Origin of the sequence: Paenibacillus sp. V4I9 (assembly GCF_030817295.1) — a bacterium.
In the GTDB taxonomy this organism is placed as follows: Bacteria; Bacillota; Bacilli; order Paenibacillales; family NBRC-103111; genus Paenibacillus_E.
On record NZ_JAUSZE010000001.1, the window covers coordinates 5,316,022 to 5,330,468 of the forward strand.

Here is a 14,447-nt window from a genome sequence, read left to right on the forward strand (position 1 = left end):
TACATTTTTTTCGCATGCTACTTGGCGACTGTTCCTACATTTGGCTTCACGAGCGCCTTACTTTGCCATACGCGGCTCTTCCACCGCAGATACATGAGCAGGCCTCTCACCCATTCATCTGCCGCAAATGCGACCCACACGCCAAGCAGGCCCATTTCCATCACAATGCCAAGCCAATACGCAAGCGGCACTGCGATCCCCCACATGGATAGAATCCCCATTAAGACGGGAAATCTCGCATCTCCAGCAGCACGAAGGGAGTTAATGACAACTAGATTGAATGTCCTGCCTGGCTCTAAGAGAACGGAGAGTATTAAAATACTAGAACCCATTGCAATAATTTCCGGATTGTCGGTGAATAGCCCTATTAGATCCTTGCGGAAAATAGAAGCAATTCCCACAACCACGAAGGTCACAAGAAGACTAATCCGCAAGCTGCGAATTAACTTATGATAGGCTGCCTTGAATGCCCCAGCACCCACCATATGGCCAACAATGATTTCCGTCCCCATACCTATTGCCATAGCTAGCGCCATGAAATAGTTGGTTATATTCATCATGTAGATATGCGTACTCAAAGCCGCTTGACCGATGATATTAATAAAACTGACGATCATCATATGCTGAGACTGCCAAGACAGGTGCTCGCCTGCTGACGGTATGCCAATGCTCATGATTTGCTTCACAATACGGCTATCGAATGTCACATAGTGCTTCAGACGAATCGGTACCGGAATACGGCGATATAAGATAACAATCAGAACGATAAGCCCAATAAGACGGCTTACCACAGTGGATACTGCAGCTCCAGTTACTCCCCACTCGGGAAAACCAAGGTTACCAAAGATAAGAAGGCTGTTACCGGCTACGTGGATCAGGTTCACTCCCAACGTAACAAACATGACGTCTCTCGTTTGACCATTGGAACGAAGAACAGATGAGATCGCATAGGACAAAGCCTCAATCCATATAAAAGCGCCAATGATGTTTAAATACGTTTTGGCAATCTCAACCTGCTCCGGCGCCAAATTCATTAGCCGCATCAGCGATTCACCAAAGACAACCAATAAGATGCTAACCAAAATTCCAAATATCAAATTTATCGTAATCGCTAGAGCTGAAATGCGGCTGGCTTCTTTCGCTCTACCTGCACCAAGATTTTGTGCGACTGCTACACTCGTTCCAAGCCCAACGAAGCCAAACATTAGAATGCAAAAAACTATAATTTCGTTTGCTAAGCCTACTGCTCCAGTCACTTGATCCGAGATCAGACTGAGCATAAACACATCTGCCGTTCCCAGCATCATGCGCAGGACGGAATCAACGAATATCGGCCATGTGACCGCGAAAAGACCAAGCTTTTTCCAAGATGCTATCGATTCCATGTCCATCAATCCCTACACTTTCTCCGTTCAAATGCTATTAGTGTAGGATACGTAAGCGATTGCAGTCAAATGCTACTAATATCCATTAAATTAAACTTTGTCACGTGATACTTTAAAGTTGAAGTAAACATGAATAATAAGACTGAGACTGCTCACAATAATGAAGGTTTGAAATATATCTAAGGATGTGGGCTAATGTCGAACAAACAAAAAAATCAATCCAATCAACAAAAAGGTCAAAAAGCAAGTGAAGATAACAAAAACAATAATAGCAGCAATAATGGCATTGATGATGCAAATAAACATCCAGGCAAATAATAAACTTACAGAAAACCTTGGAAATCATAATAATTTCCAAGGTTTTTCATACACACCAACCTATTTCACCTTAACCCATGTACCACGGTTGTCCGCAGATTCGATTTCAGCCACAGCAATTTCAATGCTGCCCATCGTACTGGAGGGAGTCGCAATTGAAACACTTTCACCTGAAAGTAATGTTTCAATAAAATATTTAAGTTCGTTATAATAGCCCATTTCCGCGGAAAGTTCAGGACTGAAACCTTTTCCTTCATTCACATTTACTTGTAAGGAATCACCTTTGAAAACGACATTGCCTTTTTCAAAATTAACCCGGAACTGCATATCGAAGCCATAATCACCTTCAAGAGTCCAGTCTGCTTGGGCATTGATGACTTTGCCATCTTCATACAGATAGTTGGCAGAAACCACATCATAACCGCTGCCGGGAACGACATTTCGTGCCAAACACGATACGGATTCAGGCTTACCGAACAACCAATGAATCATATCAATATCATGAACGTGCATATCTAGCAAGGCTCCGCCGCTTTTCTCCTTCTGTGTAAGCCATGGTCCCCAGGTCGGAGTTGCTCCCCCTCGGTAGAAATAACCACCCAGTGCCTGACCAAACGTTTTCTCTTCAACAACCTGCTTCAGGTATACATAGGCCGGCCAAAATCTCAAACATTGACCTATCATCAGCTGCTTTCCATTCGCCTCGGCTGCCTGAATCATATCTTTACATTCCGCAGCATTCAGCGCCATCGGTTTTTCACACAAGACATGAAGACCATGATTCAAACATTGAACCGCTATGTCTCTGTGTAGAAAAGTAGGCAGTGCAATATCTACGTAATCAAGCTGTTCCTTCTCAAGCATTTCGGCCACACTTGTATATTTATTGTAGCGACCGAAGTCAATGCCAGATGAACCCGTATCGATGTTGCCCGCAGCCGCGCGACCTTCGAGCTTCTCATTATCAATATCGCACAAAGCCACAACTTGAATGGGAACTCCTTCTGACTCCAGGCGAACGTAATTCTCCAGATGAGTCCTACCCATAAACCCTAAACCAATTAATCCGATTCTTAGCATGTTGATTACTTCCTCCCTAAGATGGCGTTCATAGCACCTGATGTATTATAAATAAGCTGTTCGCCATGATGCGTATAACCCGGAATCATTTCGGCAATGACATAATCGTCATACCCGATAGCTTGAAGGGCTTTCATAACCTCTGGATAATTAACATCACCGGCTAGAAGATTAACAAAACCATGCAAGCCTCCTGCGGCGCGGCGGTAATCTTTGAAATGCACTTTTTTGATTCGTTTATTTAAAATGGAAATCCAATGCTCCGGATAACCGGCATATAAGACATTCCCTACGTCAAAATAAGCGCCGACATATAGCGAATTGATTTTATCGATAAAGTCTCTCATTTCAAGCGGGGATAGTAAGAATTTGTTCCATACGTTTTCTATACCAATGGAAACCTTCAATGATTGGGCAACATCGGAAAGCTTACTTATAGCTTCCAAAGCGTAGTCATAGGCTTGATCATATGGAACCACTTCAGAATCCGGAATGAAATCAACGCCAACAGCACCTGGCACAACCAATATCGTATCTACACCTAAAATAGCTGCGTTCTCCAATTGTTTCTTGACGATATCTTTCGCTTTTTGACGCGTTTGTGCATGTCCACTTGTTAAAGAATATGTCCAGTATAATCCACTGGCTAAACTCGAAAGCGCAATACCCTGATCTTCGGCAATCTTACGGTATTCCTTGATTTCGCTTTCTTTACTTTCCAAGCTTAATTGGCCAGTCTCGTTTAAAGCCAGCTCAATCCCGTCGAATCCGGCTTCCTTAGCAACAGCTATACATTGTTCTACCTTCATGGAGCCTGGAAATGACCAAATATTGATCCCTTTTTTCATTGTTATCTCCTCCGTCTCTTCCCTTTATTATAAAAGAGCCACGTTCGATATGATTTATCCAAAAAGCCGATTTATTTGCACTTTTACAAATACGAATATGGTAAAATGAGATTAAAAATGAGTTTGGAACAAGAACCACCCTGAGAGAGGACGAGCAGCATGGATTTCCCAAGTATACAACTACAGGAATCACTTACCATTCAAACCCTCTTTTCTTTTCATTATTTCGAGTATGCAAAGGGATTTGTATTTGACGGAGAACAGCATGACTTCTGGGAGATTCTTTACGTGGACAAAGGGGAAGTTGAGATTCGAGCCGATGATCACATTCATACCCTTCATCAAGGAAATATAATCTTTCACAAACCCGAGGAATTCCATACGGTTAGCGTTAAGCACGAGCATACGCCGCCAAACCTTATCGTCATATGCTTCGAATGCACGTCCCCAGCTATGACTATTTTCGAGAAAAAGATTCTGGCATTAGGAGACCGGGAAAGAAATATCCTATCCCTCATTATCCAAGAAGGGTTTCATGCTTTCTTGCCCCCTTTTGACAAACCAACCGTTCATCACTTGGAAAGAAACCCGGATGCTCCTTTTGCCAGCGAACAAATGATCAAATCCTATTTAGAGGTTTTGTTAATCACACTCATTCGGAATCAAGAGCAGGCCTCCACTCCAGATTCTATGAAATACAAACAATCGTCCCTTCAAAAAGAAAAAGCCGAACAACGAATCGTTCAGCAAATCATGGAATACTTGAAAGCCAATCTTTCTCAATCCTTTACGCAAGACCATTTATGCCAAACGTTTCACTTGGGCAAAAGCCGATTAAAGGAACTTTTCCAATCCCAGATGCAGACAGGCGTCTTGGAAGCCTTCAAGTCCCTCAAAATTGAACAAGCCAAAACATATATTAGAGATGGCCGATATAATTTCACAGAGATTGCAGCCATGTTAGGGTACGCCAGCATTCACTATTTTTCAAGAGATTTCAAGAAAACCGTTGGCATGCCGCCTTCTGACTATGCTAAGTCTGTTAAAGCTCGTCTGTAGCGATGAATAGAGGCAGTTCCTAGGTGAGACTTTCCCTAGCAATCGACAGAAAACAAAAAAAAGAGAGGCAAGAATAACTACACTGGTACCCATAGTCTGGACACTTTGAAAAAGTGTTCAGGCTGTGGGTATCTTTTTTTGTATAATAGAGTAAGCACCGGAGGGGATTACATCATGTCTAAGACAATCTTTAGCGAAAAAAACCGAGAGCATTTATCAACGAATAAATACGTTGTCAAGATAAGCGAGAAATCAATAACCTATGCCGATGAATTTAAGCGGTTGTTCATCGACCTTTACATGTCAGGAAAGACTCCTAGAGAAATCTTTAAAGCTCATGGATTTGATGTCAGCGTAATTGGAATGAAGCGAGTTGAACAAAGCGCAAACCGTTGGAAAAAAGCTTACGGGAAAGACGGAATCATTGGACTAGCTGACTCCCGTAAGGAAGCTTCTGGACGTCCCCTGAAGCGTGAACTAACGCTGGATGAAGTGATTGCAAGACAGGAAGCAAGAATTAGACTCCTTGAATCTCAGGTAGAATTGTTAAAAAAGCTAGACACGAAAGAAAGGTTGCTGGTAGCAAGCGGAAAGAATCTAAGCAAGAATAAGTTATTTGAACTGATTAAAGAAACTGTAGGTCAGGGTTTAAGACGTTCAACTCGCTACCTCTGCGATTTACTTCACGTATCTCGCTCAGGCTACTACAACTACATCCAGGCCGTAGAAACCCGTAAAGAGCGGTCTCTTTCGGATGTCAAAGCTGGAAAACTGATCAAGAAAGCCTTCCATAGAAAGGGCTTTAAAAAGGGTTCTCGCTCTATTAAGATGACGCTTGAAAACGAGTTTGGCGTGATCTACAACCTGAAGAGAATCCGCAGGCTTATGAAGAAATTTGGCCTCGAATGTCCACATCGAAAACCTAATCCATACAAGCGTATGGCAAAGGCAACTCAGGAACACCGAACACTTCCCAACAGCTTAAAGAGGGATTTCCGGAAAGGTATTCCTGGGCTCGCACTGCTCACCGACATTACCTACCTCCCATATGGCCGCTCAGAGACGGCATATTTGTCGACTATACTAGATGCTTCAACAGGAGAGATCCTCTCGTACAACCTATCCAATAGCCTTACATTGGACATTGCTACAGACACAATTGACGCACTCGTAAAGCAAAAAAGGCTGAAGCTATACAAAGATGCATTTATCCATTCGGATCAAGGAAGTCATTATACAAGTCCGAAATACCAAGAACTTTTAAAGCAAAAAGGATTAGGTCAATCCATCTCTAGACGAGGCAATTGCTGGGACAATGCGCCACAGGAGTCGTTTTTCGGTCATATGAAGGACCATGTTGACCATCGTAGCTGCCCAACATTAGCAGAACTACAACGTAAGATTGACGGTTACATCCGCTACTACAACAATAATCGATATCAATGGGGTTTAAAAAAGATGACCCCTGTGCAATACAGGAATCATCTATTGTTGTTGGCCTCATAGACCTAAACCACTCTTTTTTTCAAGTATCCTTGACAGAGGGTCCAGATCACCGCTACCTGCTTTTTTTTCTACGAAATCTAAATCCCCCATAATCAATGACTACGATCTGTTTACTCCGCTTTAAACGCAAGTGCTGCTTTAAACGCAGGTTAAGGGCATACGGTTTATAATATTGGCCTGTACCCTTGGATGGAATGATTCCATTGTCCAAAAATTTCTTCACTAATTTCATAAGCAATCGTCTATTTATTGGGGAATTCCGGAATTTCCGATCATATTTTTTCATAGTTACCCAGCGATAATCCGTGTCGTAATCGATAATTTGCGCAAAATATTTTCTTATCGGTTTCAAAGATGATTTATACATGTCTACTTCCCTCTTGTTGCATTTGATCCCTTTTTTTGATTTTGCTATCTTCATAACATAGCCGTTACCTAAATCGTATACAACTCGCGTTACACCAGACCCAATGAATTTCTTCCCTTTTATTTTCCTTTTCATGTACGGATTCATCTTAATCAAGACAGCTCCCCCTCATTCTCAATAATGTAATGCCCTCCAACTGCGCCATTTACGGATTTAATTATAAATTTAGTATATGTCGAGAACCTCGACCCGAACTGGTTGTACATATAGTTTGTAAAAAAATGGTCTTTACGTGACACATTTCCACAGAAAAAAAGTAGAACATGTTGTACACTGGTACCCATAGTCTGGACACTTTGAAAAAGTGTTCAGGCTGTGTGTTTATCTTTTTTTGTATAATGAGTAAGCACCGGAGGGGATTACATCATGTCTAAGACAATCTTTAGCGAAAAAAACCGAGAGCATTTATCAACGAATAAATACGTTGTCAAGATAAGCGAGAAATCAATAACCTATGCCGATGAATTTAAGCGGTTGTTCGACAGGAAGCAAGAATTAGACTCCTTGAATCTCAGGTAGAATTGTTAAAAAAGCTAGACACGAAAGAAAGGTTGCTGGTAGCAAGCGGAAAGAATCTAAGCAAGAATAAGTTATTTGAACTGATTAAAGAAACTGTAGGTCAGGGTTTAAGACGTTCAACTCGCTACCTCTGCGATTTACTTCACGTATCTCGCTCAGGCTACTACAACTACATCCAGGCCGTAGAAACCCGTAAAGAGCGGTCTCTTTCGGATGTCAAAGCTGGAAAACTGATCAAGAAAGCCTTCCATAGAAAGGGCTTTAAAAAGGGTTCTCGCTCTATTAAGATGACGCTTGAAAACGAGTTTGGCGTGATCTACAACCTGAAGAGAATCCGCAGGATTATGAAGAAATTTGGCCTCGAATGTCCACATCGAAAACCTAATCCATACAAGCGTATGGCAAAGGCAACTCAGGAACACCGAACACTTCCCAACAGCTTAAAGAGGGATTTCCGGAAAGGTATTCCTGGGCTCGCACTGCTCACCGGCATTACCTACCTCCCATATGGCCGCTCAGAGACGGCATATTTGTCGACTATACTAGATGCTTCAACAGGAGAGATCCTCTCGTACAACCTATCCAATAGCCTTACATTGGACATTGCTACAGACACAATTGACGCACTCGTAAAGCAAAAAAGGCTGAAGCTACACAAAGATGCATTTATCCATTCGGATCAAGGAAGTCATTATACAAGTCCGAAATACCAAGAACTTTTAAAGCAAAAAGGATTAGGTCAATCCATGTCTAGACGAGGAAATTGCTGGGACAATGCGCCACAGGAGTCGTTTTTCGGTCATATGAAAGACCATGTTGACCATCGTAGCTGCCCAACATTAGCAGAACTACAACGTAAGATTGACGGTTACATCCGCTACTACAACAATAATCGATATCAATGGGGATTAAAAAAGATGACCCCTGTGCAATACAGGAATCATCTATTGTTGTTGGCCTCATAGACCTAAACCACTCTTTTTTTCAAGTGTCCTTGACAGAGGGTCCAGATCAAACCTTGCCTTCTCTTTTTTGGTTTATTCAACTGGCATTTATTTGATAACTTTCAATAAGCGCTTTGCCGTTCCATTTTGCGTTTCGATTGTTTCATACACATTGACAGTGAAAGGATAGCTGAATTGATCGGTTGTAATATTCGTGGCATCCAGCATTTGTTTCCCACTGATTAATTTATTTACACCTGTGAAGGAAGCGTCCTTAGAACCAACAACACGTCCGGCGTTATCAACAATTTCAAATTTCAATTTCGAGAAGTTGTTGTCAACCACGACATTTTCTTTCTGTTTAATATCCAGATCAAGTCGGAACTTGTACGTATACGTCAATTGAGCAGTCGTCTGTGTGCTCACTGTTACATCATTGAACGTCAGATCAAATGGATATAAGGAGATGGTTGAATCCGTACCTTCCTTCTGTACATCCGTTTGCAGAGCGGCAATCGTTGTTGTAAAAGGTGCAGCAGCCACTGAATCGAGCAGCTTTAACGAGAAGCTGGTGCTCTCTTCGGTTTGCGGCACAATGTAAGAGTAGCTTACCACGTAGCTTAATCCGGGATTTAGCATCGTCGTTACATTCGTTTGACGGGACCCTTGATAAGTAACACCCTGTGCATTGACCAATTCCGATAGGAAAGCAGGAGTAGCAGTAGGCGTTGTACTCGTATTCGTTAATTTGAACTTAGCTACCGCAGTTTGGTAGCCTTCCCCTGGATTCTCATGCAAATGAAGCTCCATAAGCGATACTTCTGTAGACTTATCAACAACTTTGGTCAAAGCATCAAATGTGATCGGCTGACCAATTGTGTAAGGCGCTGCAGTAGAATTCCCTTGCTCTTTCGGCCATGCGATAGCTAGTTTACCTGTTACTAGCGTGGTAGCTTTATCTCCACCTTTGGGTACAAACGAATCCGTCGATAAGACAAAAAGGTTAGACAACGTCACACCATTTTCAACTGGAATCGCAAAATGAATGTATTTCTTTTCGCCAGCCTCCAAAGTCACCGGGTCTACTTCGGAGCGTTTGCCTTCATAGCTCTTTTGCTCTGACTGTGCGTCCATTCGGAAAGCAGGAACTGTTTCCCGCCCCGCTCCAGGATTACTAGCCAATACCGTCACAACAGCCACACGGCCTGACGTCGTATTTTGCATAGAAACTTCAACTGGTGAATACGTCAGTCCCGAATTAATCCCAGGAATGGTGAATGCTTGGCCCCATGCTAAGCTTTCGAGGCTCTGCAAAGCCGTACTTCCCGTACCGCCATACCACACGGATTTAGTTGGCATAGTAAGTAATGTAGTTTCCACCTTTGGATAGGAATAGATATCCACATTGACGAAGGATAACTGCTCAATTTGACCAATCTCCTTGCTATCAACAGAAGTCATGTACACAAGCTCGCCTATTTCTTTGGGCTGTAAAGCTTCTTTATTGCTCGCACTTGGTTTCAATGTATATGAAACGCCACTAGCGGTTTGAACACGAAGCTCGTGTTCGGGAACTCTGTTCAGTACGGCGCCTCCGTTATATAAGCGAACAGTAACCGCAAGTTGTGAACCTGACGCCGTTGGCGTCACGGCTGCACTTTTAATCGCGGCTCGTATATCTGGTGTCAATCCGTAATTGACAGTTGGTGCAGAGACAATAGGCGTCGTCAAGTCGGCCGCCCATACGGCCGTGCCTCCTTGAACGATCATTGCTCCTAGCATGATGGCTGTCAGACTAGATTTCCATGGTTTGTTTTTCATGTAAGTACTCTCCTTATTGTGAAATTTCGCTGATGTCTATTTGGCTGTTGGTGTTGTTGTCGGCTGCGGTTGTACGCTAGCACTAGCACTGTCTACTTTTTGTCCGTCTTTCAGAGTGTTCTGTCCGGCAGTAACCAATTTCTCGCCGTCTTTGACTCCTTCAATCACTTCTTGATACTCCCCGTTAATGCGTCCCAATTTCACTTTCCGTTTCTGATATTGGTCACCTTCCTGAACAAAGACGAAGGTATCCGACTCTTCACGAATGATGCTTAATGTAGGAATCGCAACCACTTGTTCTTCCGTTTCAGTCGTCAGCTGTACCATGAATCGATTACCAGGCTGCAGCAGATGATCGCTATTGGGAACTTCCAGTTCTAACGTGTACGTTTTTGTCGCCGCACTCATAATAGGTGCCAAGTAGCTCATTTTAGCTGTTCCTTTTTTATCAGGCGAATCCGGATTATAGTAAATGAGTTCTTGCTTTCCTTTAACAAGCAGGAAATTCGTTTCCGTAAGCTCGGTTTTGATTTTAATCGGATCTATCTGTTGGACTTGACCAACTTTCCCTGCCGCGGCAGCTACTGTTTGCCCAACCACTACGTTGAAATCGGTAAGAATGCCGCTACCTGGTGCCTTAACTTGATAGTTCTCTAAAGAACGAGTCGCATCTTCTAAAGATAGACTTGCTGATTCTGCCTGCGTTTGAATAGCTGAAATCGAATCCGAGTTATCAAAAGCTGAAAGCTTGCTCTGTGCAGCATCTAGATTCATCTGGGCGCTATCCATCGCTTGTTTGGATTGATCCACCTGATGCTGAACGGCAATGCCTGCATCATATTCATTACGAACTTTGTTGTATTCTTGCGCAGCATTCTTGAGGGCAGTTTGCGATCTAGTTACATTGTCCAACAGATCTTTTCGGTTATTTACTTTATTATCCCTTGCTTGCTGCAAGGATTCTTGAGCACTTCTTACAGAAAGCTCACTTTTCCTTTTGGCAGATAAGGCATCTTTATTATCAACAACGAAGAGTACTTCACCCTTCTCAACATACTCTCCTCGTTTTTTCAGCACTTCCGTTACTTCACCGTTGGCTTTCGAGACAACATCAAGCGTCGTTCCTGCCGCTACATCAGCAACCTGTTCGATCGGATTGCTAATTTTCTGCTTCTTTATGACATCTGTTTTAATCGCCCTTGGTGCTAACTGCACCGTTGCAGCCCCTTTAGCACCTGGAGCTGAACAGGCTGACGCCAAGACCGCTGCTGCGGTCAATAACACGATCACCCCCATCGAACGGGATTTGAATTTACGTTTCCGCGAACTATCGTTAATCATCTATGTGCCTCCTTATACCTCTAACATCGTTTTTTCGTTTACATTCTTACGATTGAATAGACGACCTATACGGTTCTTTATACTTTCAATCAATTCGTACACAATTGGTACGACAACTAGTGTCAATAGCGTAGAGGTAATCAAACCACCGATAACGACTACACCCAGTCCTTTACCGATTAATCCGCCTTCTCCAGAAATACCGAGCGCAAGAGGAACCAATGCCATAATGGTAGCTCCAGCAGTCATAATAATGGGACGAAGTCTTACTTTCCCCGCTTCAATTAGAGCATGACGTACCGTGTATCCTTCTTCGCGCAGCTGCTGAGCACGATCGATTAATACAATCGCATTCGTCACTACGATCCCAATAAGCATCAGGAAACCAATCATAGAGGTTACCGTTAACGGTTCTCTCGCTATGACAAGTCCGAGAAGACCCCCAATAACAGCAAGTGGTAAAGAGAACAAGATGGCGAATGGTGCACTAGCGTTTCCAAATGCCAAAACCATAATCAAGTAAACCACGAATATGGCGGCAGCCATCGCGATGAACAGCTGCATGAAGCTTTCATTCACATCATCCGAAACGCCAGTTATTTTGGGTGTCACGCCTTCAGGCAATTCGATATCTTTCATTGCGGCGCTGATTTTGGCACTCACACCAGTTTTGTCAGCTGAATTGATTTTTGCAGTTACTTTCACTAGCTGCTGCTGATCCTCACGTGCAAGCGAAGCAGCGCCTTTCGTTTCATTGACCTTAGCTACTTCCTTCAATAAAACCTTTGAACCATTTGATCCCGTCAATGGGATATTACCTAGTTTTTCTAACGTATCTTTGTCCGATTTGTCTAACGATACCGTTGTCGTATAAACGATATTATCGAATTTCATATCTCCTAGATTTTGCTTTTGAATCCAGGCACGTGCGGTATCACGAACAGTTGATGAGCTTAATCCGTATGCTCTCGCTTTTTTCTGATCCACAGTAATTTCTATTTCTGTTTTGGCATCACTCAGGTTATCTTCAATTTCACTAAGCTCCGTGAATGTATTTAGCTTCTCTTTAACCAAACCGGCTGCTTTCTCTAATTGAAGCTGATCCTCACCCTGCAGGGTATAGGCAAAGTCAGTCGATGATACACCGAAGTCACCTTCCATGGATTTAGGCTCTACTTCAGATCCGCTCGGCAGTTCAGAGAGAATATAATCTTTCATTTGGTCTTTCACTTGATTCGGATCAACCTTATCATTTACTTGAACAAAAATCTGTGAAGCATAAGGCGTTCGCTCATCGTCTTTGCCTGCATAACCGACTAACGCTTCAACGAATTTGAACACGGGCTCGCCATTGGAATCTTTCGTATCTAGCAAGACGGTTTCAATTTCTTTCGTTTTCATATCCGTAGCCTCAAAAGAAGTTGCATACGGCATTTTTAACTGGAAGTACATCGTTGTCGCTGGCTTCGAGCTAGGCAAGAACGAAACCGATAGGAAAGGTACTGTCGCCGCAATGGTGACTACAAGCATAAGTCCTGAAATTAACAATGTTTTAATCCGATTTTTCAAACTCCACGTCAATGCCTTTTCGTAAAATGCTGTTAATTTGGTTGGCTTTGATTCATCATGGTGACCTTTACCCGGCTTGCTGCGAAGAACGAGCAATTTAGCAAGCATCGGAATAACCGTTAAAGCTACAATTAAGGAAGATAAAAGTGCGCAAGCAATGGTTAAGGCAAAAGGTCTAAAGAACCCTCCCACAACACCCGTTACCAAAGCAAGTGGAGCAAAAACCCCTACGGTTGCCAGAGTTGAGGACGTAATAGCCATCGAAACCTGCTTTGTTGCCAAGGCAATGACGGATTCTTTGCGTTCCTGCGCTTTTTCCAATGAAGCATATATGTTCTCGATAACAACGATGGAATCATCGACTACACGACCTACTGCGATAAAAATACCACCGAGTGTCATCGTATTAAGCGTTAAGTCTAATGTCGACATTAATAACAATGTGATCAAAATGGAAAGTGGAATCGAGACGAGAACAATGAGTGTCATCCGAATGTTCCTCAAGAAAATGAGAATCATTAAGGAAGCCAATATCGCCCCTACAACTCCTTCACGTACAAGTCCTGTGATGGACTCTTTAATTTGATCTGCACTATCATAAGTGTTTTTGAAAGTAATGTTCGGTAGGGTCGTTTCCCACTCATGAATCAGCTTCTCGATGGATCCTGAGAAATCAACCGCATTTGCACTACCTGCTTTGTACAAAATCATACCAATAGCTGGCTTACCATCCAGTCTGCCGTTGAAGTCAGATTCCGTTATCGCCTTTACCTTGGAGACTTGATCCAGTGTTACAATATCTCCTTTAGGTGTAGTGATTTCGACCTGCTCCAAATCGTACAAGCTTGATAAATTACCAGTGACACGAGTCATCTTATTATTGCCGCTAATTTCTACATTACCGATCGGACTCTTCGTTGCGGCGGAATTAATCGCATTGCTCACTAGAGCCGGTGACAATCCATACACATCAAGCGCAGCAGCATCTAGCTCAATATCGAGCGATGTGCTTCTGGCCCCAATAACGTCCATATGGTCGATCCCTTTAATCCCTTCAAGACCCGGCTTGATTTTATCTTTAAAAGACTTGTCGAGCTCTGTTTGGCTTACCCCGTCCTTTGCATAAGCGACTAAGTAATTCGAAGGGAAGGATGCCGCACCAAAGGTGGAGGCTTTAGGCGCACCTGCCGTTGCTGGAAGAGAAACTTCAGCCAGCATATCTTGCACGGCCTGTTTTTTCTTATCAATATCTACATTTTGTTTGAACATAATGATAATCATGGAGAAATTATCACTCGAAGTTGAAGTTATGGAATCCAGATCTTCAATGTTCGCTAGCTTCTCTTCAATCGGAGCCGTAATTTCATCCATGACATCCTTGGGCGCTCCAGTATAGGTAGTTGTTACAGCAACTACTGGAAACGAAACGTTTGGCATGTTCTCTACTTTAAGCTGCGAAGATGAATATAAACCGCCTACAAAAAGCATGATCATGATAATGAATAATGCCGAGACATTCTTCATGGAAAACTGTGTTAATCGATTCATTCCTGTACTCCCCTCATCAACTGATTACGTTTAAGATACATTCTGAATATGAACCCAATATGAACAAACAAAAAAACTTGGC

The 14,447-nt window shown here is 42.8% G+C and carries 10 protein-coding genes and 1 pseudogene; 4 read left to right on the forward strand and 7 right to left on the reverse strand.

The window, feature by feature from the left end; genetic code table 11:
• Positions 1-17: 17 nt before the first annotated feature.
• Positions 18-1,385 (reverse strand): MATE family efflux transporter, encoded by a 1,368-nt coding sequence (locus tag QFZ81_RS24760; RefSeq protein ID WP_373463712.1) that lies wholly within the window; start codon positions 1,383-1,385, stop codon positions 18-20.
• A 195-nt stretch (positions 1,386-1,580) separates the two neighbouring features.
• Between QFZ81_RS24760 and QFZ81_RS24765 the strand changes: the two genes are divergently transcribed.
• Entirely contained in the window at positions 1,581-1,703 is a 123-nt protein-coding gene (locus QFZ81_RS24765; RefSeq protein ID WP_307440598.1) for a hypothetical protein, read from the forward strand.
• 60 nt (positions 1,704-1,763) lie between these two features.
• On the opposite strand, the gene QFZ81_RS24770 is transcribed toward QFZ81_RS24765, so the two are convergent.
• Both QFZ81_RS24770 and QFZ81_RS24775 read right to left on the reverse strand, forming a co-directional pair.
• Positions 1,764-2,783 carry a Gfo/Idh/MocA family protein gene (locus QFZ81_RS24770; RefSeq protein ID WP_307440596.1) on the reverse strand — a complete coding sequence of 340 codons (1,020 nt, stop codon included), beginning with the start codon at positions 2,781-2,783 and terminating at the stop codon, positions 1,764-1,766.
• Between the two features lie 5 nt (positions 2,784-2,788).
• Positions 2,789-3,631: a sugar phosphate isomerase/epimerase family protein gene (locus QFZ81_RS24775; protein ID WP_307440593.1), complete on the reverse strand. Its 843-nt coding sequence runs from the start codon at positions 3,629-3,631 to the stop codon at positions 2,789-2,791.
• A 159-nt stretch (positions 3,632-3,790) separates the two neighbouring features.
• Here QFZ81_RS24775 and QFZ81_RS24780 point away from each other — a divergent pair, with 159 nt between their 5' ends.
• Together QFZ81_RS24780 and QFZ81_RS24785 are read left to right on the forward strand one after the other, a co-directional pair.
• Positions 3,791-4,690, forward strand: a complete 900-nt coding sequence (locus tag QFZ81_RS24780) for an AraC family transcriptional regulator (RefSeq protein WP_307605239.1) — start codon at positions 3,791-3,793, stop codon at positions 4,688-4,690.
• A 174-nt stretch (positions 4,691-4,864) separates the two neighbouring features.
• Positions 4,865-6,196: an IS3 family transposase gene (locus QFZ81_RS24785; RefSeq protein WP_307607029.1), complete on the forward strand. Its 1,332-nt coding sequence runs from the start codon at positions 4,865-4,867 to the stop codon at positions 6,194-6,196.
• A gap of 52 nt (positions 6,197-6,248) precedes the next feature.
• Here the strand turns inward: QFZ81_RS24785 and QFZ81_RS24790 are convergent, their stop codons facing one another.
• Complete coding sequence (locus QFZ81_RS24790; protein WP_307605241.1) at positions 6,249-6,719, reverse strand: hypothetical protein; 471 nt, start codon at positions 6,717-6,719, stop codon at positions 6,249-6,251.
• 270 nt (positions 6,720-6,989) lie between these two features.
• On the opposite strand from QFZ81_RS24790, the pseudogene QFZ81_RS24795 reads away from it, so the two are divergent.
• Positions 6,990-8,107, forward strand: a pseudogene (locus QFZ81_RS24795) (IS3 family transposase).
• Between the two features lie 87 nt (positions 8,108-8,194).
• On the opposite strand, the gene QFZ81_RS24800 reads toward QFZ81_RS24795, so the two are convergent.
• The 3 genes from QFZ81_RS24800 to QFZ81_RS24810 are packed head-to-tail and all read right to left on the reverse strand — an operon-like array spanning position 8,195 to position 14,365.
• On the reverse strand, positions 8,195-9,907 hold the full coding sequence (locus QFZ81_RS24800) for a hypothetical protein (protein WP_307605242.1): 1,713 nt from the start codon (positions 9,905-9,907) through the stop codon (positions 8,195-8,197).
• Between the two features lie 36 nt (positions 9,908-9,943).
• Positions 9,944-11,248: an efflux RND transporter periplasmic adaptor subunit gene (locus QFZ81_RS24805; protein WP_307605243.1), complete on the reverse strand. Its 1,305-nt coding sequence runs from the start codon at positions 11,246-11,248 to the stop codon at positions 9,944-9,946.
• A 12-nt stretch (positions 11,249-11,260) separates the two neighbouring features.
• Positions 11,261-14,365: an efflux RND transporter permease subunit gene (locus QFZ81_RS24810; RefSeq protein WP_307605244.1), complete on the reverse strand. Its 3,105-nt coding sequence runs from the start codon at positions 14,363-14,365 to the stop codon at positions 11,261-11,263.
• Positions 14,366-14,447: the final 82 nt, after the last annotated feature.

What these genes read in the sequence shown, in the direction of transcription:
- QFZ81_RS24780 (WP_307605239.1), top strand. Translation starts at nt 3,791, where the DNA reads ATGGATTTCCCAAGTATACAACTACAGGAATCACTTACCATTCAAACC.
- QFZ81_RS24785 (WP_307607029.1), top strand. Translation starts at nt 4,865, where the DNA reads ATGTCTAAGACAATCTTTAGCGAAAAAAACCGAGAGCATTTATCAACG.
- QFZ81_RS24810 (WP_307605244.1), bottom strand. Translation starts at nt 14,365, where the DNA reads ATGAATCGATTAACACAGTTTTCCATGAAGAATGTCTCGGCATTATTC.
- QFZ81_RS24800 (WP_307605242.1), bottom strand. Translation starts at nt 9,907, where the DNA reads ATGAAAAACAAACCATGGAAATCTAGTCTGACAGCCATCATGCTAGGA.
- QFZ81_RS24775 (WP_307440593.1), bottom strand. Translation starts at nt 3,631, where the DNA reads ATGAAAAAAGGGATCAATATTTGGTCATTTCCAGGCTCCATGAAGGTA.
- QFZ81_RS24770 (WP_307440596.1), bottom strand. Translation starts at nt 2,783, where the DNA reads ATGCTAAGAATCGGATTAATTGGTTTAGGGTTTATGGGTAGGACTCAT.
- QFZ81_RS24805 (WP_307605243.1), bottom strand. Translation starts at nt 11,248, where the DNA reads ATGATTAACGATAGTTCGCGGAAACGTAAATTCAAATCCCGTTCGATG.
- QFZ81_RS24760 (WP_373463712.1), bottom strand. Translation starts at nt 1,385, where the DNA reads ATGGAATCGATAGCATCTTGGAAAAAGCTTGGTCTTTTCGCGGTCACA.
- QFZ81_RS24765 (WP_307440598.1), top strand. Translation starts at nt 1,581, where the DNA reads ATGTCGAACAAACAAAAAAATCAATCCAATCAACAAAAAGGTCAAAAA.